Origin of the sequence: Bradyrhizobium rifense (genome assembly GCF_008123425.1) — a bacterium.
Lineage (GTDB): Bacteria > Pseudomonadota > Alphaproteobacteria > Rhizobiales > Xanthobacteraceae > Bradyrhizobium > Bradyrhizobium rifense.
In genome coordinates this window covers 33163-58498 of record NZ_VSSS01000038.1, presented here as the reverse complement: position 1 = coordinate 58498, position 25336 = coordinate 33163, and the positions used below count along the sequence as shown (strand labels likewise).

The window sequence follows — 25336 nt, the reverse complement described above, 5'->3', positions numbered from 1 at the left end:
CGACGACCCGATGTAAATCCAAGTCAATCGGGGGTTTTCGTGCGCAGGGCCCAAAATGAGCACCTAGCAAGCGGCTAATAGTAGATGGGCCGCTCTCGCGCTCAAGGTGGACCAATTTGAGGGTCTTGCCGCGAATGTTCATTCCTGAAGTAGCTCGCGATCGGCGCCGCGGCATCGGCTAATCGGGGTATTGGGAGCACTGGAAGCACAAGCGCTTGGCTAGGAAAGAGATAGATCTCAGCTGCTGCGAAGGCCCCGAAGTCGCTCAGACCGCCTGCGCAGAAGTTCTGCTGCGGCAAGTACTACAATCGATATCAATGTCAAAACGGTAGCAGCGGCAATGATAGTGGGACTGATTTCCTCGCGTATGCCTGAGAACATAACTTTGGGCAAGGTACGCTGCTCTGCTCCGGCCACAAAAAGAGCGATCACTACCTCGTCAAAAGAGGAGAGAAAGGCGAAGAGCGCGCCCGAAATCATGCCGGGCATGATCAAGGGCAGCGTCACTTTGAAAAACACGGTCATTGGTGCAGCACCGAGGCTGGCGGCCGCGCGCGCCAGCGAGTCGTCGAAGCCGCTTAAAGTCGCGGTCACGATGATGACGACGAAGGGCGTGGCGATGCTCGTATGCGCCAGGATCAATCCGGTATAGCTGTTTAGCAGCCCAACGTCGGCATAGAAAAAATAGACTCCTACTGCGGTAATCACGGCCGGAACGATCATGGGCGAGATTAGTAGGCTCATTACCGTGGTGCGCCATGGAAAGTTTGGTCGACTCAGACCGAGTGCGGCGGCGGTTCCCAATGCGGTGGATAGCAACGTTACCGTGACCGCGACGATGATCGAATTTTGCAGCGCGTACTGCCATCGGTCGGTCAGGAAAAATTCCTCGTACCAGCGTAACGAAAAGCCAGGCATGGGATAGCTGAAGAACGGCACAGAATTGAACGACAATGGGAAGGTGACGAGAATCGGCGCAATGAGAAACAGCAGCACTGCCCCGCAGAACAGCCGGTGCAGATAGTACCAAGCTTTCTCCAGTGGAGAAGCATAGGCAAGAGTAGACATCGTTCTCAACCTAATTTCATGCGGTCGGTGCCGACTAGCTTGTTGAAGACATAATAGAGGATCAGGGTAGCCGTCAGAAGGATAGCGCCCAGGGCAGAGGCCATTCCCCAGTTGAGTTCCTCGTTAGTGTAGTGGGCGACGAAATAGCTGACCATCTGGTCCTGCGGGCCGCCGACAAGAGCGGGTGTGATGTAGTAGCCGAGGCAGAGGATAAACGTCAGTAGGCACCCAGCAGCCATCCCTGGCAGCGTCTGCGGGAAATAGATCTTCCAGAAGGCGTAGAATGGCCCCGCGCCAAGTGAGCGGGCGGCGCGAACGTAAGTTGGCGAGATCGTCTTCATCACGCTGTAGATTGGCAGAAGCGTGAACGGCAGCTGTATATGGGTCATTGCCACGATCGTTCCGACCCGGTTGAATATGAGTTCGGCAGGTTGAGAAAGGATGTGCAGCGCCATCAACGCCTCGTTGACAAGTCCATGCTGCTGCAGAAGTACGACCCAGGCGGTAGTGCGTACCAGCACGGAGGTCCAGAACGGCAGCACGACCATGATCATTAGGAGATTGCTGTACTTGGCCGGTAATGACGCGAGAAGGTAGGCGACGGGAAAGCCTAGAACGAGGGTAGCGAACGTCACGCTGATGCTTATGCCGAGCGTAAGCAAAAAGATGTGACGGAAGATTGCGTTCTCTGGTGGCGAGGCGACGATCTGACTATCCGGCCCGTACTGCAAATCGACGGAGCGTAAGAGATAATACGCTGTGTAGGCGGAGCTTCCACGCTTCAGAAGACTCCAGACCTCGTGGCGTGCCCAGAGTGGGTCGATCTCGATCAGGGCGTCCTTATAGGTGTCGGTGGAAAGGGTGCTGACCTTGCGGGCGCTTGAGGTAACCTTGCTGCGGGTGCCGGGCAGTTCGTAGTTCATACGCTTGCCGATCTCGGCCGCGGTCTTATCGGCCCAGGACTGCTTCAGGTCGGCCGCGAGCGCGGCATAGACGCCCTCGTCGGGTAAGTCTTTGCCGTCCCATCCTCTGAGCTCCGACATCGTGCGCGGCATCAGTCTCAGCAGCGTATCTTCGTGAACAGCGTTGAATATCATTCGTCCGATCGGCAGAACGAAGGTAGTCAAGATGAACAGCAGGAGCGGTAGGACTAGAAGGAAAGCTTTAAGCTTGCGACGACGTTCGACACGCTGAAGCTTGAGCCGCAGCGGTACGCGATCGGCACTACCGGTGATCTGGGCGGCCATCGTCGCCATCGGCTACTCTCTCTGAGTTATTCGTTGATGTGGCGAGGAGAGCGCATGCCCTCCTCGCCGTTGTCTTACTTTACAAGCCAGGCCGTGAAACGCTGACGCAATTCGTCACCATTCTCAGCCCAGAACGAGGTGTCTACCAGGAGGGCGCCTGCCATATGGTCAGGCGCGCTTGGAAGGTCCGGAAGTATCGCCGGGTCGACATGCGCATTCGCTTCCTTGTTGGCCGGACCATACGCCATATAACGCGTCGGTTCCGCCTGTTGGGCTGGCGAGACGGCGAACGTCAGAAATTTATAAGCGGTGTCCAGGTGTTGTCCGCCCTTTGGCATGACCCAGACATTCAGGCCCAGCTCTTGTGCGTGCCACATGATCTGGAAGTGCTTGCCCGAATTCTTGACCGCGTCGTAAATCCGACCGTTCCAAGCCGAAGTCATCACGACCTGACGATCAGCGAGAAGCTGAGGCGCTTGGGCGCCCGTCTCCCACCAAACGACATTCTTTTTGATGGTATCAAGCTTGTTAAAGGCGCGCTCGATACCGGCGGGGGTGCGCAGGACTTTGTAGACGTCCTTGATCGGCACCCCATCCGCAATGAGTGCCCATTCAATATTGCCGAAGGGCCTCTTATAAAGTCCGCGCTTACCAGGAAAACGCCGCAGGTCAAACAGGTCCGCGATGGTCGTCGGCCCGGTCGGCAGCGTATCCTTGTCGTAGGCGAGAACCGTCGCATAAAGATTTTCTGGAACGCCGCAATCTTGCTGGTCTGCACCTACAAACTTCGCCCGATCGAGACCGAGCTTGTTCCAGTCAATCCGCTCGATGATCCCTTCGGCGCACATCTGGGATGCCGCCGTTGCATCAGCGACAACTAAGTCCCAGCTCACGCTTTTGGATTCGACCATGGCGCGAATTTTCGAGACCTCGCCGCCGTACTCGTCCTCAGTGATCTTAATGCCGGTCTTCTTAGCGAAAGGCTCGATTTGCCCCTTTCGCGTCGCCATCTGTCCAGCACCGCCGAAGCTGGTGATGGTAAGCTGATCGCTGGCAAGGACGGGCTGAGCCAATGGAAGGGCCCCTGCTACGAGCGCCATCACAGACCAAGCGCCCGTGATCCTCAATGCCTTACTCATGTTTCACTCTCTCCTGCTATGCTGTCCCCGGGTGGATTGGGGAATGTGGTTCTGAGGCTCGGCCCATCCTGTTGTGATGGGCTGCTCTATACGTGTTGGGAGATGGGCCGGTTTGACCTTACAGCCTGTCGAGCGCTCGACAGTCTTCAGTTTTCCAGCCGAGCCTGATCAGCTCTCCGGGCCCAACCTGCGCCACACCTTCCGAATTCGGCAACTTGACGACGAAATCGTCTTGTTGCGCAACCGAGGCCCGGATGCGCACATGGTCGCCGAGGTAGATCAGCTCCTTAACGTGCGCGCTTACGATGTTCGAATAAGACCCCGGCACCGGGTTCAGCTTTACGCGCTCCGGCCGCAGAGACAACGTGGTTGGCCGATCGACACCCTCAACATTGATGGGCAGCGCCTGAACATTGCCCAACCCCGGAACGTCCACCGTGCAGACCCCACCATCCATCGCAATGACTTTGCCGGTCAGTTGGTTGTTTTCGCCGATGAACTGAGCGACAAAGGCATTCTGCGGGCGCTCGTACAGTTCGGCGGGGGTGGCAAGCTGCTGGATGACGCCGTCGTTGAACACGGCTATGCGGTCCGACATCGTCAGGGCCTCGCTCTGGTCGTGTGTCACGTAGATTACAGTGACACCAAGATCCTCGTGGATATGCTTGATCTCCAGCTGCATCTGTTCCCGGAGCTGCTTGTCCAACGCCCCGAGCGGCTCGTCCATCAGCACGAGCTTGGGATCGAATACGAGCGCGCGGGCGAGTGCTACGCGCTGCTGCTGCCCACCCGATAGTTGAGCTGGCCGCCTCTTGGCGTAGGTACCGAGCCTGACCATGTCGAGCGCCCGCCGGATCTTAATTTCGATCTCAGCCCTGCCGAGCTTCCGAACCTTGAGCGGAAACGCGAGATTTTCTTCCACGGTCATGTGAGGAAAGAGCGCATAGTTCTGGAAAACCATACCGATGTTGCGCTTGTGCGGGGGCGTCGTCTCGATCGCGCGTCCCTCCAGAAGAATCCAACCTTGAGTAGGCATCTCAAAGCCGGCGAGCATCATCAGAGTTGTCGTCTTGCCGGAGCCAGACGGCCCCAGCATAGTGAGGAACTCGCCTTGCGCGATATCCAGGTTGAGGTTCTTGACGACTAACGTCTCACCATCATACGTCTTTTGCACCTCAGAAAACTTCACAAACGCAGCCTGAGTGCCTAGCATTACCCTCTCCTTGATCTCGCGCTATTACCTGCCGCTACGCGCGCAGACCACCAGACCACCACGTGCCATTTGGCGATTTGCAATTTGAACGCCCGGTCGAACCGTGGAAAAGCTCCAGCCCACGGCATATTCACGGTCAAGCAGTTGGTGTTTCAATTCCCCTCCCACGTGCGCCTTTGCGGATTTGCGGCCGCATTGTGTTTATCTTTTAACAAAACATATTAGGTCGGAACGGGGAGATTCTTCGATCTTAAGCCGTATTGCGGAGAAATTCTGCGCTACTAGGCGGACTAGCAATGTTTTGAGTCACCAGCGTAGTAGGAACAAGACAGTCCGTCCCAAACTATTGCCAGCAGACGCCGCAGGGGCTGACGATACAGGATGTCGTACTCAGTCGCCTTCCCCGCCGGGCCAGCGATGTCTCCACTCGCTCGATTAAGTGACGATGGCGCATGGTCTGGCCACGACTGGTCTGGCCTGATCTACACGACGAAGTCGCGGCTCCTTCCAGTATTTTGCCTGCGCTGATCTCGATCTCCGTTCATTACGGGATGTGGCGCCGTTAGACCGGCCCAGAGCTGGTGATCAATTCAGTTCATCAATGACATGCCCTGGTCGGACTCAATTGTTATCAGCGCTAATTGGTGAACGACTACATCTTGGGATCTAAACGCTGGGGTTCGCTCATCACGCGCAACATTGTGCCCAAGCATTGTCTTGATGTCGAATCGCCGTGGCTGCCAACGATATTCAAGGTGACTTTAACCTTCGAGCGATGTCAAACCTCTCAACTCCTCGCGCTCGCAGCGCAACACTTTCGCCGGACAATCAATCTATAATTTCGCAAGCCGCTCAAGATTGCGGGTCGGAGGTGTTTATCCATTTCTGCGTCAATAGACGACGACGGAACGGATCGATTTGCCCTCATGCATGAGGTCGAAGCCCTTATTGATCTCCTCGAGCTTCAGTACGTGCGTGATCATGGGGTCGATCTGAATCTTCCCGTTCATGTACCAGTCGACGATCTTCGGCACGTCGGTCCGGCCGCGGGCGCCGCCGAATGCAGTTCCGCGCCAGTTGCGGCCGGTGACGAGCTGGAACGGACGTGTCGCGATCTCCTTGCCGGATTCCGCGACGCCGATGACGATCGAGGTGCCCCAGCCGCGATGACAGGCTTCCAATGCCTGGCGCATCACCGTGGTGTTGCCGGTGCAGTCGAAAGTGTAGTCGGCGCCACCGTCGGTGAGGCTCACGAGATGCGGGACGATGTCGCCGGTGATCTTCTTGGGATTGACGAAATCGGTCATGCCGAACCTGCGGCCCCATTCCTCCTTGGAGTCGTTGATGTCGACGCCGATGATCTTGTCGGCGCCGGCCATCTTGGCGCCCTGGATCACGTTGAGGCCGATGCCGCCGAGGCCGAACACGACCACGTTGGAGCCCGGCTCGACCTTGGCGGTGTTGACGACGGCGCCGACGCCGGTCGTGACGCCGCAGCCGATGTAGCAGCTCTTGTCGAAGGGCGCGTCCTCGCGGATCTTCGCCACCGCGATCTCCGGCAGTACCGTGAAGTTGGAGAAGGTCGAGCAGCCCATATAATGGTAGATCGGCTTGCCCTTGTAGGAGAAGCGGCTGGTGCCGTCCGGCATCACGCCCTTGCCCTGCGTGGCGCGGATTGCGGTGCAGAGATTGGTCTTCTGGCTGAGGCAGCTTTTGCACTGCCGGCATTCCGGCGTGTAGAGCGGAATGACGTGATCGCCCGGCTTCACCGAGGTCACGCCAGCGCCGATCTCGCGGATGATGCCGGCGCCCTCATGGCCCAGGATCGAGGGGAAGATGCCCTCGCTGTCGAAACCGTCGAGCGTGTAGGCGTCGGTATGGCAGATGCCCGTTGCCTTGATCTCGACCAGGACTTCGCCGGCCTTCGGCCCTTCCAGATCGACTTCGACGATCTCGAGCGGCTTCTTGGCTTCGAAAGCGACGGCGGCACGTGTCTTCATTGTGGTATCCTGCTTCGAATTTTGAGACGCAAGAAACGTTCCGCACAGGTGACAACGGTTCTGTTTCGCGCGCGTGCAATTTGGTTGACTAGTCCGTGAGCTCGAATTTGTTGCTGTCAGGCTGTTTTAGATCAAAGCGAGCTGCGATGCTGACTGGAGAGAAGCTTGAGACTGATGCTTGGATTCGCAAGCGCCTCAGGTTTTGGAGCGAAGCCCTGAGCGATCATGCCCTCAGCGAAGCGTACTTCCTTCGCGATCGCACCGAGGCTGCCAAAGCCAGCGGCGGCCACCAAGCGTCCGTCGGCGGCCAAGCAGAATAGGAGTTGCCCCCTCGGCCCAAGAACCCTGGGTATGAGCGCATCTTGTTCGCGAAAGAGGCCAGCGATCTGGAGAGTCTCGTCGTACTGATCAGACCAAAACCACGGCACTTTAATATAGGGGCGCTCCGCACCTAGCATATTGGCTGCAGCAGCGGCGCCCTGCTCCCGAGCGTTACGCCATGCCTCAAGCCTGATCCGCTCCCCGTAGAGGCGATGCGGAAACGAGCAGCAGTCCCCGGCTGCAAAGATATCAGGATCGGAGGTAGCCAATGTTTCGTCGAGCATTATGCCATTGTCGGTCGCGAGTCCTGCCGCCTGTGCCAGCTCGACATTCGGGACGGCACCAATCCCAACTAGCACAATGTTAGCGAAGTGCTTGCGACCGTCTTCGAGGAACACAGCTGAGCAGCTTTCATTGACATCGATACACTTGACGTTTGCGCCGGTCACGATCCGAACGCCGGATCGCTCGTGCTTGGCTCTGATCAGGTCAGCCATGAGCGCGGGCACTGCCCGCATCAGCAGCCGCGGTCCGGCCTCCAACACTGTCACCGACGCGCCTTTAGTCACCGCGCTGGCCGCAACTTCGAGCCCAATGAAGCCGCCGCCAATGACAAGTACCTTGCATTGAGGACCGAGGGTGCTTCGGATCGCCACCGCGTCCGCGTAGGTACGTAGCGTCGTAATTCTGCTTTTTGGCTCGACCGTCTTGTTCATTATTCGCGGACGGGCGCCCGTGGCCAACAGCAGTCGTTCATAGCCCAGCCGAGTCCCGCCAGAAAGTATGACCGCGTGTGCTGCGCGATCGATCGATTCGACGCTCGTCCCTTCGAGATACAAGATTCCGAGCTCCGCTAGACGCTCATGCGTAACGAGCATCTTTGGTCCAGGATTTGTCTCCTCGGTCAAGGTCGCCTTTGAGAGCGGCGGTCGTTCATATGGCAAGCATTTTTCGTTGCCTATAAGAACGATGAGGCTCCGCCAGCCTCGCTCCCGAAGCGCCACCGCTGCAGCCGTGCCAGCCTCGCCCGCCCCGACGATCACCATTGACGGCTGGTTGGTCAAGTGAGCAAACCGTCTTCAACACCAGGCTGCTCATCGGAGGCTGTCCGTTCGAATATATCCCGCACCATGGACTTCATTAGAAGAGCTTCCTTCCAGCGGTCGGTGGTGTCGTTGCCATAACGGTCAGTGATCGCATAAGGCCGCGGGCCCAGTTCACACGCAAAAGAGAGAATTCCATCAGGAGCGGCCCGCTTTCGCCAACTTGCAAAGCCGTAGCGCCACCATCCCAGGAACAGATCGAGCCAAATCTTGTGCTGGGAGAAAGTAATCTCAACTTGTACCTGCTCGCGGGAGCCAACCCGCCCATGAAATGCCCAAGTCCTTTCGAGCACCTGTCGCACGAGTCCTTCGTCCTCGTCAGACATCGGGCACCAAAACTCCCGCCCCACCAGGACGTGAGAGAGGTCGGCCAAAATGCGCATTGAAGGAACTTGCTCTAGGAGATCGAGGGTAAACAGGAGGTCCGTTGTCATCCTGTTGCGATGCGTCTCGAAGTAGATCGGTATGCGAGCGTCCTCCGCAACTTTGATCCATCCTTCGAGAAGAGGGATGCATTCCGCAACTCGGCGGGGACGGACGTCCGGCTGCACGTTGAGGTGCAGGACCCCCAGTTGCGCGGCCAGATCGATTGCCGCTTTTAGATCATCGATTGTTTGCGGAAAGCACATCCCCTCTACCGCGAGCCCGGTACTTTCCAACGCACGCGCGACTAGGGCTACTCGGGTAGGATCGACGCAAGAGGTGCTAACACCATCGAACCCTGCGTCCTTTATCATTGACACGTTCTGCTCAATCGAGCGTTCGATGCCCTCGGGGTGGCGGCGCTCCATCGCCCATAACGATTGCATCACGATCAGGCGCTGCTTTGACACGCTGGTGGCTCCCGATGCCTCAAAGCCTTATAAAGACTTCGTTTCCGTCGATCTTGACTTCGTAGCGACGTAAGTCGACACATGCCGGAAGGGCTCGCGCCTCGCCGGTTCGATAATCAAAAGTGCCAAAGTGCTTCGGGCATTCGATGATGTGACCATCGACAATACCGTCCGCGAGATGAACCTTTTCATGGGAGCAGTGACCGTCGAGGGCGAAGTAGTCGCCCTCTGATGATCGGACAATAACGAAGGTGCGCCCGCCGTAGTCGAATCGACGCAGCTCCTCAGGCTGCAACGCATCGGCATCGCAAGCCGCTACCCACTCGAGTCCGTTGGTCAAGATAGTTTCCTTTCATCGGCTACAGACACCAACACTTAGAACGGCTTAGGCCAAACGCACTTAACGTCCCTTCCGATGGTGGCTAGCAAAGCTGATCCCATGCTCCCAGAACGATTGGACGGAATGGAACGTGGCCGACCGCCCAAATTTGTCGGCATCAACGTGATCCGCCACGGGTGTACTTCTTCGCTTTGATGCGCTCGTACATAGCCTGATCGGCTTCGGTCGTCCCATCGTGTGCAGTACCGAACCACTCATCCAAGGGGATCATCAAATCGGCACCGTAATTCACTTCGAAGTATCTATGGTGCAGATAATGATAGTAATTGTCGGTATCGATCGACGTCTTCTCGTCTTTTATCACTCGATCGAAGCCCAGATGCCCGAGCACCGGCGAAAGCGCCGAGCGCACCAGTTGAAACATCGCCGCCAGCGGGCTCGACGGGAGAATGAAATGGATCAGCACACTGGAAAAATAAATAATGTGCTCAAATGTATGCATAGAAAGGCCCGACCAAGGACCCGGATTGACATTGTGATGATGAACTTTGTGAACGATATGATAGAGCGGCCCAATGTGGATCAGGCGATGAATCATGTAGAAGTGCAGAGAATGCCACATGGGCACGAGCGACATCAGCACCACGAAATAGAGTGGATGGTCGCCAATGTCGATGCAAGGAATGTAGCCGTTGGCGAACATCCACCAGGTGAACACCTCGTACGCGGTCCATACGGGCACACCGCTGCACATGGTCCACAACACATTCTCGGCCGTCTGACTTCCGAACAGGAACGTTGAATTGCTTGTATCGGGCCATTTGACGTTATACTTGAAGTCAGTCTCCTGGCGGCGCCAAATATAGAGTACGAGATGGAAACCGCCGTAGACCACGATTGTCAGGATGGCGTTGCGCAGGAATATAAGGGAGATCCAGTCCACGCTGAACTCCTGCATCGTAGCCAGCGAAGGTGTCAGGTACTTCCAAGTTAAGAGCGAGATCAGCACGTAAGGCGAGTTATATTTCAGATAACCAAACAGCCAAAGCAAGAACGCTTTGGGTTGGGCAGGCCAGACGAAAATCGGCGCTCGCTTCGGCCGCCTAGCGGGTTTCCAATATCCCCGTTTATCACGGGCGCCGTACGCCTTATTGTCCACTTCTGTCCCCACTAGTATCAGGGCTGATTGTTGGCAGACGGACCACCTAGGCCTGTCTCACGCCATTCCGAGGCCGCACCATGCTCTGCTCCAGCTTGACAACGCCGATGCATGAGAGCTCCGGAACGCTATATCTTCCCGGCCACTCGTCGGCCTGGAAGACGTCCAGCGGAGCGTGCATCGAAAGCTGTTGGAGAATCTCACAAGTTGGAAGCAGATAAACTCTAAAAGGAGAACTCATTCAGCCGAAAACGTGCGCTAAACGTTAGAAATTCGCGGGCAACCAAGTGGCCGGATTTTGGCCTGTCTGACCCCGAGCAGTTTTCGACTTTCACGAAGCGCATTGAACAAATCGTCGGGTTTAGGGAGGAAAGTTCCTTCACACTTAACTCCGGTCCGATGGCCGATTGGTACTTAATTAAGGAGCGTTCAGTGCCGAATCTCGCGCCACCCGGACGTGCAACGCTCACAGATGGCTTGCCGAAAGCTGAGAACGATTTGATCCCGCCTAGAACATGCGCCGCAATTTTGGCAACTGTGCGCAATGCTATTTTGCAGCGCCTAGCGCAGTACTCTCCTGAAACGATTCAAGAAACTCCTGCACTCTAATAGGCTGCCCGATCCGCGCACTCTCGATAGCGGAGAAGACCATCGCTACAGACTGGAGGTTATCCTCGATGTTGGTGGCCATTGGGGAGCCTCCATCAAGCCATTGGCAGAATTGCTCGATCAAAAGCGCATTTCGCCACTTCTTGCCAGGAAGGAGCGACACCTGCTGCCCTTTCCCCTGCCGATTGGTCTGTCGAATTCGCTTGGGCTGCCGGTGGAACACCTCGACCTCGCGGTGGTCGAGAATGGCCGTCCCGGCGGCCGCTTCCACCCGGAAATATTCAGAGGTCCAGTCGTTAAGACCGGTCGACTGTGCAGACGAGGCCTCGTACACACCGCGAGCACCGTTGGCGAACTCCAGAAGAACTAAGGCGTCGGTATCACCATTATATTCGGCCCATTCGGGTTTCCAGGTGCGCGAGAAAATCGACGTGCAGGATGCGCCCGCGAGATCCGCCATGATGTCGAGGTGATGTACGGCGCCCTCAATCAACATGGGATGTGCCATTTCGTGCCGGAAACGCCCCCACGTATCGTGAACCCTCATGTCGCTGGCAAAGCGACACGAAACCGTGTTGATCCGGCCGAGTGCCTGCGCACTCACGACGCCTTTCAAAGTCGTTTTATCCTGGTCGAAACGATGGCTCATGGTAATCCCCATCTTGCGGCCAGACGCCTTTACCTTGGCGGCGATCCGGACGGACGCTTCCATTGTGTCCGCAATCGGCTTTTCAGAGAGGATATGCATCCCCCGAGCAAGGGCGAGATCGACGATAGACTCGTGCAGAGCAGGAGGGATGACAATGGAGCAGAAGTCGGCGCTCACCATTTGGAACGCTTCTTCCGCGGACGTGAAACACTGTTCCGGTTTTAAGCCGAGGTGCTTACGGCTCCTTTCCAGCGCCTTGGAATCAATATCTACCAGGCCGGCGATCTCAATAGTCCCGTCGGCTATATTTGCCGGAAGATATGTGTCACACCAAAAGGCGCCAAACCCCCCAGCTCCGACATGCAAGACTTTATAGGTCATCGGTGTATTCGCCTGTAAGAAATCCGGATCAGACTCGTTCGGTGCGAACTTCTGCCGGTCCGTGCTTGTGTTCCCAAAGATGTCCGAACCGCTTCTGGCCCTCAAGGGTTGTCTCGAAGTAAGCGCCCTTCACATCGGCTCTGACCTGCGGCAGATCATGATGATGACCCATCCCGATGGGAACGCAGTCTCCCGCGGCAACTTCGAAGCTGCGCGATCCAACGACAACGGTGCCCGCGCCTTCGATGATCACCCAATATTCATCGCAATCATGATAATGGGAGTCGAAAGTTGTCGACTTGGGGTAGCTAACGGGATCGCCTTTTTCCCACTCTGGCGTGCTTGAGGTCATCTTGAAAATGCCGCATCCGCCCAACTCGGTGCCCCACTTACCAAAGAAAATAATGACCTGTGCTTTGCCGTCGCCGACATCGACTGTAAAGGGAGCGTTGGCCTTGTCCATGTCCCAGAACTGGCCTTCTGAGATCACCTGCGCTCCATTCCGACCCGCTAAGCGGCACTTTCCCCGGGTAACCAGTAGACGCTGTTTTTGAGCCGTGAACGGTATCGATCGGGGTTCGGTGAGTTCGATCAACTCGAACCCACTGAGTTCGCACCAACCCGGCGGCTGCTCTCCGCTTCTGAAAACCGACATGCATTATCCCTCGATTCGAAGTCAGGCCGTTTTCCGGCGGATCGACTTAAACGCGACCGTCTGGGACCTGATGGCCTGCTCGGTAGGCAATCGCTCCATGCTGCTTGCGCCATAGAATCCGTGGCATCCCGTGCAAGCGTCTAGGACTGAGCGAGCATCGTCCGGATCGGAGATTGGACCACCGTGACAAAGGATAATGATATCGTCGCGAATCTCTCGCGCCGCCTTGATGCACTGATTAATCAAAACGATACTTTCCTCTAAGGACTTGCCTGATTTAGCCCCAATTACTCCACCACTGGTCAGCCCCATATGACATACGAGAATATCTGCGCCGGACCTTGTCATTGCGGCGGCATCGTCGGGACTGAAGACATATGGTGTAGTCAGCAGATCGAGTTTGTTGGCCTCTGCAATCATGTCGACCTCCTGCGAATAGCTCATTCCGGTCTCTTCGAGATTCTGGCGAAAAAGACCGTCAATAAGCCCAACTGTTGGGAAGTTTTGCACACCGGCAAACCCGAGATCTTTCAGTTGACGCAAGAAGTCTGGAATCGTGACGAACGGATCTGTGCCGTTGACGCCGGCGAGAACTGGAGTGCGTTGTACAACAGGCAGAACCTCGCGAGCCATCTCAAGAACGATTTGATTGGCATTTCCGTAGGCGAGAAGGCCGGCAAGCGAACCTCTCCCCGCCATGCGGTAGCGGCCCGAATTGTAGATGACAATGAGATCGATACCACCGGCTTCTTCGCTCTTAGCCGAGAGGCCCGTACCCGCGCCTCCACCGATGATCGGACTTCCGGCTCGAATCATCTCTCTGAAGCGGCTGAGAAGCGCGGATCGAGCGGGGCGATTAGTATCAGTGCTCACTGAAGGACCTCTTGGAAGCTTGCAACAAGCAATTCTGCGAATTGCGGATCGTTGATGTGGAGAGGAACGCGCGTCAATTGCCGCTTGTCTGTGCGACGCAAAGTGCGCTCAAGCGCAGAAAACAGAGCGGCGTCGGCGTCGGGATCGTGGAAGGGCTGGCCCAGCGCATCGATTGCCGAAACTCCCAACTCTGGGATCAGGAAGCGGACCGGACCTGCACATCGATTAAGTCGCTCTGCTATCCATTCACCGATGCTGTTGCACTCGTCAGCTGTCGTGCGCATCAGAGTGACCTGCGGATTGTGCACGTACAGCCGACGGTTGCGGAACTTGACAGGAATGGTTTCTGGGGCACCGAAGTTGACCATGTCGAGCGCGCCGCAGGAACCAACATAGGGGATCCCAGTTCGAGCGAAAGAACCGAACCGGTCTGCAGTACAGGGAAACACGCCCCCCACGAGAAAGTCACAGACTTCGGTAGTCGTTACATCGATGCCGCCGGCCAACAACCCGGAGTCGGCAAGCTTCTCGAAGGATTGCCCACCAATTCCTGTGGCATGAAAGACAAGGCAATCGAATCTTTTCTCCAGTGCTCGGGTCACAGCCTGAACACACGGGGTCGTCACACCAAACATCGTCAAGCCGATTGCCAACCTATCGTCGTCAATAGCATCTTGCTTGTGGAGCACCATTCCCGCCACGGAGTGAGCCGCGTTGGCGAGTACGACGCGAGAAATTCGGTTCAGACCCGATACGTCGGTGACGGAATACATCATACTTATGTCGCTTGGCCCGACGTAAGGCCCTACATTTCCAGAGGCGACGGTCGATACCAGCACTTTCGGCGTGCCAATCGGCAGCGCTCGCATGGCAGGGGCGATTAATGCAGTGCCGCCAGAACCTCCGGCGCCGATGATGCCGCCCACGTCCTGGCGCGACCGCATGAACCTCACCAGCGCTTCCGACATTGCCGCAACAGCCTTGCCGCGGTCCGCGAGCTCCTCTGCTTTCGGAGGGGCCGGATGATAGCTCATCACTTCCGCCGGCTGCACGTCTATGTCCGGCGCCGTGCTTCCACTGGCCGAAACCGAAACATCGACGAGAAGAACAGGACAGCCTGCTTCGCGAACAAGGCTCCGGAGATAGCACAACTCGCTTTCTTTGGTGTCGCAAGTACCGACTACATAGACTGTATTCATTGCCTCCCCCTTCCCGAAGCACGGCTTTTTGAACATCTGCCTCGAGCGCGTCCGGTCGGGGGTGATCGACGTAGATAATCCGCGGGCAAGTTATCGGTGTATTAGGCCGAATCTCTTCGATTTTTGGTTCTGCAGGCCGAAGCTCGGCGTTTAACCATGACAATGCGAGGATTTTGTGCAGGGATGGCGTGAACAGCGATTCCATCGCATATCGCTGAGAATCGCCGTCTACTCATCTCAAGCTCCTGACACCGGTATTACCTTGGAGTGCTTGCGCGGGTGGACTGATCGCATCATGGACCCGACGTCATCATGACCGTCCTCATACGGGACAACGCGCTTTCGGCTCTTTGACAACGACCTTCAGAACGTCCTTTGGCGCCGAATGCGGCCATCGCGCCACAGCGTGGCTGACGCGGCGCAACAGCCACGCCAGCCGTCGCCGTTGGAGGCATCCCTCGGCGCCAGGCTTGTGACGGGTCGGCCGTTTGTCAGCATCGATGCATGTGCGCGCTGCGCTTAACGATCTCGCCTAAGAATCCAACGTCAGCTGCCCGCAATTGCTAGGGGGCCGCCGGACAAGGAAGCTCTTCGCAGTTGCAGGCTTTTCGAAACTCTGCGCAACTGCTGGGAAATCAGTCAGGCGCAAACAGCTCGGAAGCGTAGGAAAATGTTACTAAAAATCGTTCGGAGAGGTGGTCATCGACCAATGCCGCGGAAGACCGCGCGCGCCGACCGACGCTCGCGTGCGCACGGTCTTGATGTAGTGACCTGCGTGCAAAACATATTGGGAAGTGACCCCGGCGGGGGATAACACTTCCCGGGTCCAGACTGCCGTGAGAACAAGGTGGGCCGCCGACCACCTCGATATTGCCTGCTCGTCGCGGACTAGAATCAGCTTGGATAGTGGTCGCGAGCTAGGCTTGAACCGTTCAACTTCTTGCTGCGCATGTTTCCGATCACCTCAGAGAGGCCGAATGCGAACTTCGCGGTTTACGATCGAACCTGTGTTAATCAGTAGGCCTACACCGCCGCCCGACAATCTTTGGTCGGCGTCTTCAGCCTGAACGACAAGCCTATCGTCGACATAGCCGCGGAGTGTACTCCCGGTCGCCTCTAGCCTGCAGATGTAAGTCTCGTCAAGGTTCCAGACGAACGGCACGCTAGCAATTTCCTCTATAATATGACAGCGTCTCACAAGACAGATCTTCCCACCCTTGTCGAACATCAGAGCGTAATATCTTTCGCGTCCCTGAACTCGGGCGGCGAGACCCCATTGCTCTCCAATGAGGGGCTTGATGTCCGCCTCCACGGAATAATCTTTCCAATCTCTCGATCCCTGAAAGATCGCACCTAGACCGCTTTTATTGGAGATGCGAAGGCCGTCTTCCCACCTGATCTGAAAATGGCTCGCGTCATTTACCCACGCGTGCTTCCACATGACGCTGTCGTCGTCTGGACGGCGCAACGTTAGATCAGGTGCACCTTCCCAGCGAACGTAATCCAGATAAAGGGCTCCATCTACTCCAGTCGAATTCGTCGCTTCAAGCTCTAGGCCAACATTGTAAATCGGATAACCTCCCGTATCCGGAACTTTCCATTGCATGACACGTCCGTCCGAAGGTGCAAGCTCTATGGTTTCTCCGTAGATTCTCATAAGCTCGTCGGATTGATTGAATGCGCTGATGAATAGGCGAAGCGCGATTGCCGCTGTGTTATTCGAGTCAGCCGAAACACCGCATTCGATTGCCTGCCCAGAGTAAAGTGTAGGGCTCGCCATCAGCTCGTAGGTCCGCATGGCGAAAACATCCTTGCCGAAGAACGTCGCAGATCCCACTCGTGCAACGCGGCCGCGGGCGAGGCGCGAAAATTCGATCGCAAGACAGCGCGTGCCTTCCCGGCTATGACCCGAAACGTTCCTCAATTCAACAGGATGCACCAAAGCCGCTGAGCCGGTCTCACACTGGAATCCTTGAAGGCTTCCAGGGAATTCAAAGCTAAATCGTGCACCGCTCTTCGAAGCAGGTGGCGGTTTGACGCCGGCAAGCACATAACCGGCTGAGACTAGGGCCCGCGTTTCGATCACTGCATCAGTGATGGCGGCGCCTCCATCAGCGGAGGAGATATAAATACGGTCGGCAATCGGCGTTCGCAAATCGGGGCCGGCGTCAAGACCAGCGAGCCCGGTCCTAATTCCGAAAAGGCAACCGACATTTCCGGCGTTGCAATCAGTGTCCCAGCCTGCCGTATTCGCAATTCTCATCGCTTCCTGGAAGCTATGGTCTCCATAAAGGGTCGCAAGGATAATCAACGCGTGATTGGGGACAATATGGCAGCCGCCCGTGAACTTGTCATAGCCGTAACGCTGGGCAATAAGAGCCCGCGTGCGCTGCCAGTCGCGATGAGTATCTGCGGCATGCCAGCTGCGGATATCTTCCACGACGCGGCGGATCAATGCGTCTCCGGGCAAGACGTCGAGCCCCACATCGATAAGTTTTTGCACGTCCGTTTCGACAAACGCTTGGGCTTCCATGGCTGCAAGCAACTTCGCGGCGTGTACAGCCTCACCGTCATGACTAACCCGCGCAGCCTGCTCAGCGAGAAAGGCCGCCTGCTCAGGATCGCCGGGACTGACCATCGCCCAGCCGTCAATGAAAATTTGCGCACCTATTTGTTCGGCAACGGTTCTGCCGTTCAGTTCGATTGAGCCGCTCTTTGGCGCGGGAATACCGGACTTCAATCGAAGATAAGCGGTATGCTCGGTCGAATTCCCAATGCCGCCCCACCAAAGCGTAGAGCGCTCTTCCACGATGTAGTTGAGCCAAGCCTGTCCGACCTGCTCCGATGTGAGGCGCTGCGGGAAGCCGTTGTCGGCAAGCGCACGAGGGAACGCGAAGGTTCCAGCCAAGTCATCGTCTGTGACGACTAGTTGATGCGAAAGGAGGGCGACATCGCGCCTTTCATTCACATAGTAGTTGATGGGGCCCAACTGCTGCATAATTCGCTCGTAGGTCCAGCCCTCGAAGGGTCGCCCGAGGTAAACCCCAATCAGCTTGCCTATTACGCCCGCATATACGCGTTCAGCGTAATCGTGAGGAATGACGATCATTGTTTGTCCCTTTATTGTACTTGTACCAACGAGCGCTTCCGATGTGGTACTTGAATTGTTCGCTGTTATGCGTCGGCTGACAATCAACGTCGCCTGCCGCTTGGAGAATGTGCGCGCGCGTTGCTTCAGAAAAGGCCGGCGTCTTATGCATGGCGCCCGGTTGGAGACTGCGAGTCAGTATCCTTGCTTCTTACCGATCTACTTATAACTCCTGCAGTAATACTGATTACGAAGCGGTTCAATGCCCGTTCATATTTTTCGACCGCGTCAGCCAACCTTCCAATGCAAGGCGATAGATCCTGGACCGCACGTCGGCGACTGTACCACCGACAGGCGGAGAGACTTTTTGCGTGCCACGCTGGCCATGAGAGCTTCGACCTCAAGCGCGCGCTGACCTGATCAGCCGGCTGCGAGGACGGCAGCGACCTCTTCCGCAGTCGGCATCGACGGGCCTGCGCCCATCCTTTGCACCGAAATCGAGGCGGCGGCATTGGCGAACACCAGCGCGTCGCGCAACGAAACTGCATCGGCAAGCTGCGCGGCGAGCGAGCCGACGAAGCAGTCACCGGCGCCCGTCGTGTCGATCGCTTTCACGATACGCCCCTGCACGATCAACACCTCGCGCCCGGCGAGCGCGACGATACCGCGTCTGCCGAGTGTGACACAGATGATCTGCTCAGCGCCGACCTGGATACGGCGGGCCGCTTCAACGATCCCGGCGACCTCGGTAGCGTCGCACAGCGCGGTTGCGGTCAGCAATCCAAGCTCAGTTTCGTTCAGCACGAGAATGTCGACGAGCTCAAGAAGTCCGCGGTCGAACGTCTGCGCCGGAGCAGGGTTGAGCAGCGTTGTTGCTTTCGCGATGCACGCACGGCGAAAGAACGCCGAAATTGTCGGCAGTGGGATCTCGAACTGACTGACGGCGACATCTCCCTTGACGAGAGGCACGACGCCGACATCCTCGGGGCCGAGAAGCGCGTTCGCGCCGGGGATGACGACAATGGTGTTATCGGCTTCGGCGACCGTGATGATCGCGGTGCCGGTATGAGCCTCACTCGTCTGCTGCAAATATCCGAGGTCGATCCCCTGGTTGGCCAGAAAGGCAGCGAGCTCAGCGCCGAAAGCGTCCTTGCCGACGCGGCCCACCAGAGTGGTCCCGACGCCAAGACGCGCCGCCGCGACGGCCTGATTGGCTCCTTTACCGCCGGGGAAATACAACACCTGCTTGCCGGCGACGGTCTCACCGATTTTGGGATGCCGGTCGGCCCTCGCCACCACATCCATGTTGATGCTGCCGCCGACGAAGACGCCGCCCATGCGATACCCCGGAGAGGTTAGACCCTGATTGTGGATCTCGACGAGGGTGGGAAGGCCCGCCTCATTGCCGAGACGCTGGATCTTGAAGGTTGACTGCGCGCGAAGTCGAAATGCTCGCGCCAGCTTTTACCGGCATGTGCCAGATACGAATAGATGTCGGCGCCGTGAAACACAGCACCCGCCCCATTGGTGTCGAGCACGCGCTGGCGCGGAATGGCCATCCGCAGACCGGCGCCCCCGCACTTTGCACTGAAACGACGTGGAGCAAACGTCAAGAGCGGCCTACATTGAAGGCCCGGGCAGCGCGGTTGCGGCCACTCTGGTGTTCGGACGATTTTGAGCACACCCGGATCTCCGCCTCTATACCGGCGAGGAGTGCGAATCTCTCCTCGCCGTCCGGATATCATTTCGCAAGCCATGCCGTGAAACGTTGACGCAACTCGTCCCCCCTTTCGCCCCAGAAGGCGGCGTCAATCAGAAGGGCATGAGTCATGTGGTCAGGTGCCGTCGGTAGGTGCGGCAGGACCGCGGGATCAACGTGCGCGATAGCATCCCTGTTAGCAGGTCCATAAGGGATGTACCGAGTTTGATCGGCCTGTACTGACCCAGAGGTGACGAACGCGATGAACTTGTATGCTGCATCAACGCGCGGCCCCCCTTTGGGAATGACCCAGACATTCATCCCGAGTTCCTGGGCATCCCATAGTATTTCAAAGTGCTTACCCGAATTCTTTACCGCGTCATAGATGCGGCCATTCCAGGCTGACGTCATCACGACCTGACCATCGGCGAGAAGCTGTGGCGCCTGTGCGCCAGTTTGCCACCAGACAACGTCCTTCTTTATGGTATCCAACTTCTTCAAAGCTCGGTCTACGCCGGCGGATGTCCCAAGTACCTTGTAGACGTCTTTGACCGCAACGCCATCGGCAATAAGGGCCCACTCCAAGTTTCCGAATGGACTCTTGTACAGCCCGCGCTTGCCTGGAAATTTCTGAGTGTCAAACAAGTCGTTGAGATTTTTCGGACCGTTCGGAAGTTTGTCCTTATCGTAGGCGAGAACTGTTGCGTAGAAATCAGCTGGTACCACGCAATCGTTATCTGCGCCCGTAAACCTGCTTCTATCAAGGCCAAGCCGCTTCCAGTCTATCGTTTCAAGTGCCCCCTCGGCGCACAATTGCTCGCCCCCCACGGCATCCATGTCGACTGCGTCCCAGCTAACGCTTTTAGACTCCACCATGGCACGGATCTTTGAAGTCTCGCTGTTAAACTCCTCCTCAGATATCTTCACGCCCGCCTTCTTGGCGTACGGCTCGAAATAAACCTTTCTCTGTGCCGCCTGATAGGCTCCGCCGAACGAGGCGATCGTAAGCTGATCGTCCGCAAAGACTGGTTTCAATGAGCCCAATCCTCCCGCTGTCAGGCACGTCAGTAGCAACATGCTGAGAACCCTCTTTGATTTGTCCATTTTCTACTCCTCCTATGCCACCCCGTGATCGGCTGGATCTTGCAGTTCGTTTTCAAATTGCAGATAGTGGTGCATCCGCAAAAAGGTCGCGGTAGACCGCCCGATGCGGCGATATACGGGTCTACAATTCTTGCACCATGCTCGCTCGCGGGTGCTTAATTGATGTCACCTCCCTGTTGATCAGCGCAACTGACTTCATTGCGCGGGGAGGTACGCGGTCGGACTCGAATGGAAAGTGCTCTAAAGCTGGAAACGTCAGGAGCGGAGCCCGGATGGCCCGAGTGAACTCCGCACGGGTGTGTGATTATGGGAGTTGAGTGTGATCACCCTTGCGCGACCCCCCATATCTCCACAGTGGTGCTGGGGCTGTGCAACATCGGCTTGGGCACGAGAGTAACGGGTGGGAGCGCACCACCCATGCAATCCGCAAGCGTCTTGGCGAAGGCCACCGTCTCGGCCTCCGTACCTGTCGAGGTGAAGTAGCACACCATGAGCTTCAAATCGGCAGGTGAGCGCCCGAAGGGGCGAAGAAGATCTTCGATGTAGCTCATCGTGAAGCGCGTCTGCGGCAGGAGCTGCCCCTCCATCACCGATCGGCCCTTGTTGTCGTACGGCTGTGCAGGCACCTGGCCCCCGAGCCAGATCATGTCTCGCAGTCTGATGGCCTGACGGTAAGGGGTGGCCCAAGTCCAGTCCCATACGCGCGCCGGCCAGTGGTCTTCTCGCGGAATGTACTTGTCGTAGCCCTTGCGCAACTCGCGCATTGCCATCACTTCGATCTTGGTCTGCGCGCCCTTTGGATTGAGGCGGTGGCAAGGAACCACCGTCGCGACAGGGCCCGGTTCTCGGTAGTGGCTCGCCCGGGCCTTGGACAGCGGCGTCCATTGCTCGCGCGTACTGCCAAAGTAATAACCTTCCAGCTTGATGCTATCTTGTAGGGAAGCTCCAAGCGCAGCTAATGTCTCCCCGTGTTTCTCCATGATCCAGTGGCTCTGGGCCACAGGGTCATCCGGCTGCTCTACGGAGCCTTCGGCAACTTCGGCGGCGCGGTTCGCAACCGCGATGAACTCACCGGCGCGCAGACCCGCGGTAACCTCTCGGCCCCTGAACAGCGCCTTCCTTTGTTCTGGTACCGGGCGCGCTATTGCGCGCACATCGGCTAATACCCGCCAGCCCCGCTGCGCGATGGCCTGGATCTGGATGGTCTGCTCGGCAAAAGGCTGAAATGCCTCGGGCATGGTGCTAATTGCCGGCATCGGATCCGACGGGAAGAACCGAGCTAACGCCGCGATCACCTCCCAGTCATCGCGTTCGGCCGTAAAGTGCGCCTTCAGTCGGACGACGTCTTCGAGTGTGCAGGATTCGCTGGCGAGAGCTTCCGCCAAATTAGTCATCGCTCCTTCGAGCTGCTTGTCAAAGTCTCCCGGATTGCGTATCCGACCTGCGGAGTCGAAGTCACCCGCTCCGCCGACGAAGGTCATCGCGCCAGCGCTACCGGACAGGTGGTGAGTGTGGTCGATGGGGAGAGTCCAGACTAAGGACGATTTCATTTCGGGCATTCTCCCAAGTGATCTGACCAGCGACGGAATTTATTGTGAAGCTTCAGCTGAGCCCACCTTACGCTGCCCAGGTGTGTTGAAAAGATGTTTTCTTCAGACTCGTAAATGACTGAAAAGTATAGGTGGTGTTTCATAAATCGAACACAGCAGTGATTGCCGGTGAGATTGTCAGGTGCTTGTGTGCCTGCAAGGGTCTCCCGGTCGACATCATGCTGCACAATGATGCCGATCAGTTCAATGTCGCCGATAGCAATGATCGGGACGCTTACCGCCTACCTCGGGCTTTGCTTTCTATCTTCGCCGCCCCAGCGGCAAAGCATTCTCGACGCTCGTCTCGAGCGCTTTTGATGCGCGAGAATTGCCCGCGCACTCTGTATGACGGATTCGAACTCCATCTAGCAGTGTGCAGTGACCACAGCGCTGACCGGAACGGAAAGCCTACACCGACCGAGAGGTCTAAGCCTCCGACAAATGCAGCAGCAAACTCCTTGCGAGAGTTTGCTGCTGGTAGACCCGAAACCAAAGTAAAAAGCTCACCCAGCGCTAGACGGCCTCGATGAGCGAGGAGCCCTGAGGGATGACTCGGTCAGTAACCCAGCTCCAGGCTAACCTCCCGCGTGAGCGGGCCGCCTTTGGCAAATTCCAACAGGTTCTTGGTGCCCCATTCGATATTACGTTGCAGCACATCGTCCGCATTTGCAGCTTGATCGTCGGAGCCAATAACATTCGGCAGCTTGTGGACCGCGAGGCGCGACCCTGAGCCAGCTGGAAACGCTCGTCCGAACCCATAACTCCACCAAACGTCTGCCGCGTAGCCGCTCAAACGGCCTGAGGTAAGTGCTTCATAGAGAGGCTTCTCTTGGATCACAGCTCCCCGCGAAATGTTGATCAGAAAGGCCGACGGCTTCATAGCCGCGAGTTCCGCCTTTCCTATCAGCTGACTGGTTTCGGTGGTGTTAGGGGTCGCCACCACGACATAGTCGCATTTAGCTAAGGCCGAGTGTAATTCGTCGATCCCGTAGACGGCATCGACGCAATCAACCGGTTTACCCTTGTTTCGCCGGACGCCTATTACCTGCATGTCAAAGCCCTTTGCGTGCTTCGCGACTCGACTGCCGATTTGGCCAAGGCCGATGATCCCGATCGTACGACCATGCAACATGGCTGAGCGATTCTCGTCTGCATAGACCGGAAATGGCTTCTGCCGCTCCTGCAGAGCGTTGTGCTTGAGCAAGGTCTTCTTCGCCAGAGCCAGCACAAACATCATTGCTTGCTCCGCAACTGCAACCGCGTTGGCACCCCGAATGTTCGTAAGTTTCACGCCACGTTGCTTGAAGAGCGCTAGCGCTCCCATTTGCCGCAGGTCATCGACGCCGGAATGTAGCCAGGAGAAGATCTTTAGCTTTTGAGCGACTTCAAGAACGCCCTCGGGCACGCTCAGGGCTATGATCGCATCGGCGTCGGCTGCGAGGTGCTTCACATCAGAGTATGCGCAGTCAAATCGAGAGAGATAGTCCCCGATCGGGGCTACGACCTCTGTGCCAGCTGGCATCGCACCCTTAATGTAATCGATCTCGTCTTGCACCGCGTACCACAAGCAAAGCACCTTCATCTTTTACCCCCCTGATCTAGCCTACCGTGTGAATGCTTGATGTCATTCCACCTTAGCCTACCGGGCAAATCGCAGCTGTTTGCTGCGCAATCCGGGAGGAACGCGGCGATTTTATGCAAGAAGTGAGCTCCTTATCGCATAAATCTGTTTTCCCCATGTTTACGGGGTTCAGGGGGGCCGATGTGCAACAGTAAGCAGGGTTCACGGCAGATCGATGGGAGGGTGTAGAGCGGGGCGGAGAAGGCGGCCACACTCCCCGTGGGCCACATAAATTCATCACTTTGCATGTAGCTGCCGCCGAATTTATGCCCCTACGATGCGTACTACGAAGAATTTATCGCTTGCTCAGGGTGGTATGCTCGCTGTGGAAGGCTATGCGCCTTCACAGGGGAGAGACGAGCATGTTCAGTACACGCCGCCAATTTCTGAAAAGTGCAACTTCGGCCGCGGCTCTTGGAGCGAGCGGGTCGCTCGCGACCACTGTCGGCGCCCGCGCCGAAGACACAATCACTGCAGTCGATTGGGGCGGGAATTACGCGAACGAGATAAAGAAGCTCGCAGCAAAGCAGTCCGACATCAAGGTCAATTGGCAGCTGCATGCTGGAGGGGCGATGGCCATCCTTCCGAAGATCAAGGCGAAATGGCCAAACCCCGGTATCGACCTCCTCACCGGATGGGATCCCTCCTGGCAAATGATCGCCCGGGAGGGATGGGCGGAACCAGTCACGACGGAACGGGTCCCAAATCTGGCAGACATTCCGCACAAGCTGCTGGTTAAAGACGGCAGCGGAAACGTCATCAATATCCCGCGAACCATCTCAGCGATGGTCTGGTTTTACCGTGAGGACATCGCTCCTTTCCCGATCACCACACTTGACGATCTCCTCGATCCCCGTTTGAAGGGCAAGATCTGCTTCCCAGTCCCTTCGCTCGGATCCAATCTTCAGATGCTCTCGCTTGCACTGCATAAAGGCGGCGACGAGAGAACTATGGAGCCGGCATGGGAATTCATGAAGAAGCTGGCGCGCAGTGGAAATATCGGCCGCATCGCGAATGCGGATACTGACATCACCACCTCGATCACGTCGGGAGAGACCTGCCTTAGCATTCAGGGCGCATCGGCTCCAATCGAACGGGCCCGCAACTTCAAAATTCGCATTCTGAGCAAAATGGATAAAGAATCCGGCTTTCGTACATTCATCTATCACGAGGGTTGGTGCGTATTGAAAGGCGGTCATACTGATGCAGCATTCAAGTTCGCGAACTTCGCAATTGCTCCCGAGACGAATGCCGAATTCAATCGAGCCATTAGTGGCGTGCCCGTCAACATCAAGTCGAAGGTATCCGACGAGATCAAGCCCATCACGTTCAATAACGAGGAGATGGAGAGATTTGCTTATATCCCCGACTGGGCGTTCCTCTCCACACAGACAGATGCTTGGATGAAGAGGTGGGAGCAGGAGATTGCGCCCCTTCTTTGAGCGT

Annotated in this window: 19 protein-coding genes and 1 pseudogene; 1 reads left to right on the top strand and 19 read right to left on the bottom strand. The window is 56.9% G+C overall.

Annotation, left to right across the window (positions count from 1 at the left end; all coding sequences use genetic code 11):
- Positions 1-237: 237 nt before the first annotated feature.
- From FXB40_RS24995 to FXB40_RS24905, 19 genes and pseudogenes are all read right to left on the bottom strand, one after another.
- Positions 238-1068: an ABC transporter permease gene (locus tag FXB40_RS24995; protein ID WP_148774837.1), complete on the bottom strand. Its 831-nt coding sequence runs from the start codon at positions 1066-1068 to the stop codon at positions 238-240.
- 5 nt (positions 1069-1073) lie between these two features.
- Positions 1074-2324: an ABC transporter permease gene (locus FXB40_RS24990; protein WP_148774836.1), complete on the bottom strand. Its 1251-nt coding sequence runs from the start codon at positions 2322-2324 to the stop codon at positions 1074-1076.
- A gap of 65 nt (positions 2325-2389) precedes the next feature.
- A complete protein-coding gene (locus FXB40_RS24985) occupies positions 2390-3454 on the bottom strand; it encodes an ABC transporter substrate-binding protein (protein ID WP_246207916.1) in 1065 nt (354 codons plus the stop codon).
- A 118-nt stretch (positions 3455-3572) separates the two neighbouring features.
- The gene (locus tag FXB40_RS24980) at positions 3573-4667 is read right to left on the bottom strand and encodes an ABC transporter ATP-binding protein (protein WP_148774835.1); all 1095 of its coding nucleotides are present in this window, start codon (positions 4665-4667) and stop codon (positions 3573-3575) included.
- A gap of 890 nt (positions 4668-5557) precedes the next feature.
- Positions 5558-6667, bottom strand: coding sequence for an S-(hydroxymethyl)glutathione dehydrogenase/class III alcohol dehydrogenase (locus FXB40_RS24975; protein WP_148774834.1), 1110 nt, complete (start codon positions 6665-6667; stop codon positions 5558-5560).
- Between the two features lie 131 nt (positions 6668-6798).
- Positions 6799-8034, bottom strand: coding sequence for an NAD(P)/FAD-dependent oxidoreductase (locus FXB40_RS24970; protein WP_148774920.1), 1236 nt, complete (start codon positions 8032-8034; stop codon positions 6799-6801).
- A 14-nt stretch (positions 8035-8048) separates the two neighbouring features.
- Complete coding sequence (locus FXB40_RS24965; protein ID WP_148774919.1) at positions 8049-8882, bottom strand: sugar phosphate isomerase/epimerase family protein; 834 nt, start codon at positions 8880-8882, stop codon at positions 8049-8051.
- Between the two features lie 61 nt (positions 8883-8943).
- Positions 8944-9264, bottom strand: a complete 321-nt coding sequence (locus tag FXB40_RS24960) for a Rieske 2Fe-2S domain-containing protein (RefSeq protein WP_148774833.1) — start codon at positions 9262-9264, stop codon at positions 8944-8946.
- 157 nt (positions 9265-9421) lie between these two features.
- On the bottom strand, positions 9422-10423 hold the full coding sequence (locus tag FXB40_RS24955) for a sterol desaturase family protein (protein WP_148774832.1): 1002 nt from the start codon (positions 10421-10423) through the stop codon (positions 9422-9424).
- A gap of 547 nt (positions 10424-10970) precedes the next feature.
- Complete coding sequence (locus FXB40_RS24950) at positions 10971-12062, bottom strand: Gfo/Idh/MocA family protein (protein ID WP_148774831.1); 1092 nt, start codon at positions 12060-12062, stop codon at positions 10971-10973.
- Between the two features lie 28 nt (positions 12063-12090).
- Positions 12091-12717 carry a cupin domain-containing protein gene (locus FXB40_RS24945; RefSeq protein WP_148774830.1) on the bottom strand — a complete coding sequence of 209 codons (627 nt, stop codon included), beginning with the start codon at positions 12715-12717 and terminating at the stop codon, positions 12091-12093.
- A 21-nt stretch (positions 12718-12738) separates the two neighbouring features.
- Positions 12739-13590, bottom strand: coding sequence for a phosphoenolpyruvate hydrolase family protein (locus FXB40_RS24940; protein ID WP_148774829.1), 852 nt, complete (start codon positions 13588-13590; stop codon positions 12739-12741).
- Complete coding sequence (locus FXB40_RS24935) at positions 13587-14789, bottom strand: Tm-1-like ATP-binding domain-containing protein (RefSeq protein WP_148774828.1); 1203 nt, start codon at positions 14787-14789, stop codon at positions 13587-13589. The genes FXB40_RS24940 and FXB40_RS24935 overlap by 4 nt, the downstream gene beginning before the upstream one ends.
- Before the next feature lie 964 nt (positions 14790-15753).
- Entirely contained in the window at positions 15754-17898 is a 2145-nt protein-coding gene (locus tag FXB40_RS24930) for an ADP-ribosylglycohydrolase family protein (protein ID WP_148774827.1), read from the bottom strand.
- 399 nt (positions 17899-18297) lie between these two features.
- Positions 18298-19215: a ribokinase gene (locus tag FXB40_RS24925; RefSeq protein ID WP_148774918.1), complete on the bottom strand. Its 918-nt coding sequence runs from the start codon at positions 19213-19215 to the stop codon at positions 18298-18300.
- A 33-nt stretch (positions 19216-19248) separates the two neighbouring features.
- Positions 19249-19436: pseudogene (locus FXB40_RS49285) on the bottom strand (sugar kinase); the annotation flags it as partial.
- Between the two features lie 182 nt (positions 19437-19618).
- Positions 19619-20680 (bottom strand): ABC transporter substrate-binding protein, encoded by a 1062-nt coding sequence (locus FXB40_RS24915; RefSeq protein WP_246207914.1) that lies wholly within the window; start codon positions 20678-20680, stop codon positions 19619-19621.
- A 323-nt stretch (positions 20681-21003) separates the two neighbouring features.
- Positions 21004-22230 (bottom strand): RidA family protein, encoded by a 1227-nt coding sequence (locus tag FXB40_RS24910; RefSeq protein ID WP_148774826.1) that lies wholly within the window; start codon positions 22228-22230, stop codon positions 21004-21006.
- A gap of 595 nt (positions 22231-22825) precedes the next feature.
- Positions 22826-23851: an NAD(P)-dependent oxidoreductase gene (locus tag FXB40_RS24905; protein ID WP_148774825.1), complete on the bottom strand. Its 1026-nt coding sequence runs from the start codon at positions 23849-23851 to the stop codon at positions 22826-22828.
- Between the two features lie 401 nt (positions 23852-24252).
- Here FXB40_RS24905 and FXB40_RS24900 point away from each other — a divergent pair, with 401 nt between their 5' ends.
- Entirely contained in the window at positions 24253-25332 is a 1080-nt protein-coding gene (locus tag FXB40_RS24900) for an ABC transporter substrate-binding protein (RefSeq protein WP_187437122.1), read from the top strand.
- Positions 25333-25336 lie beyond the last annotated feature (4 nt).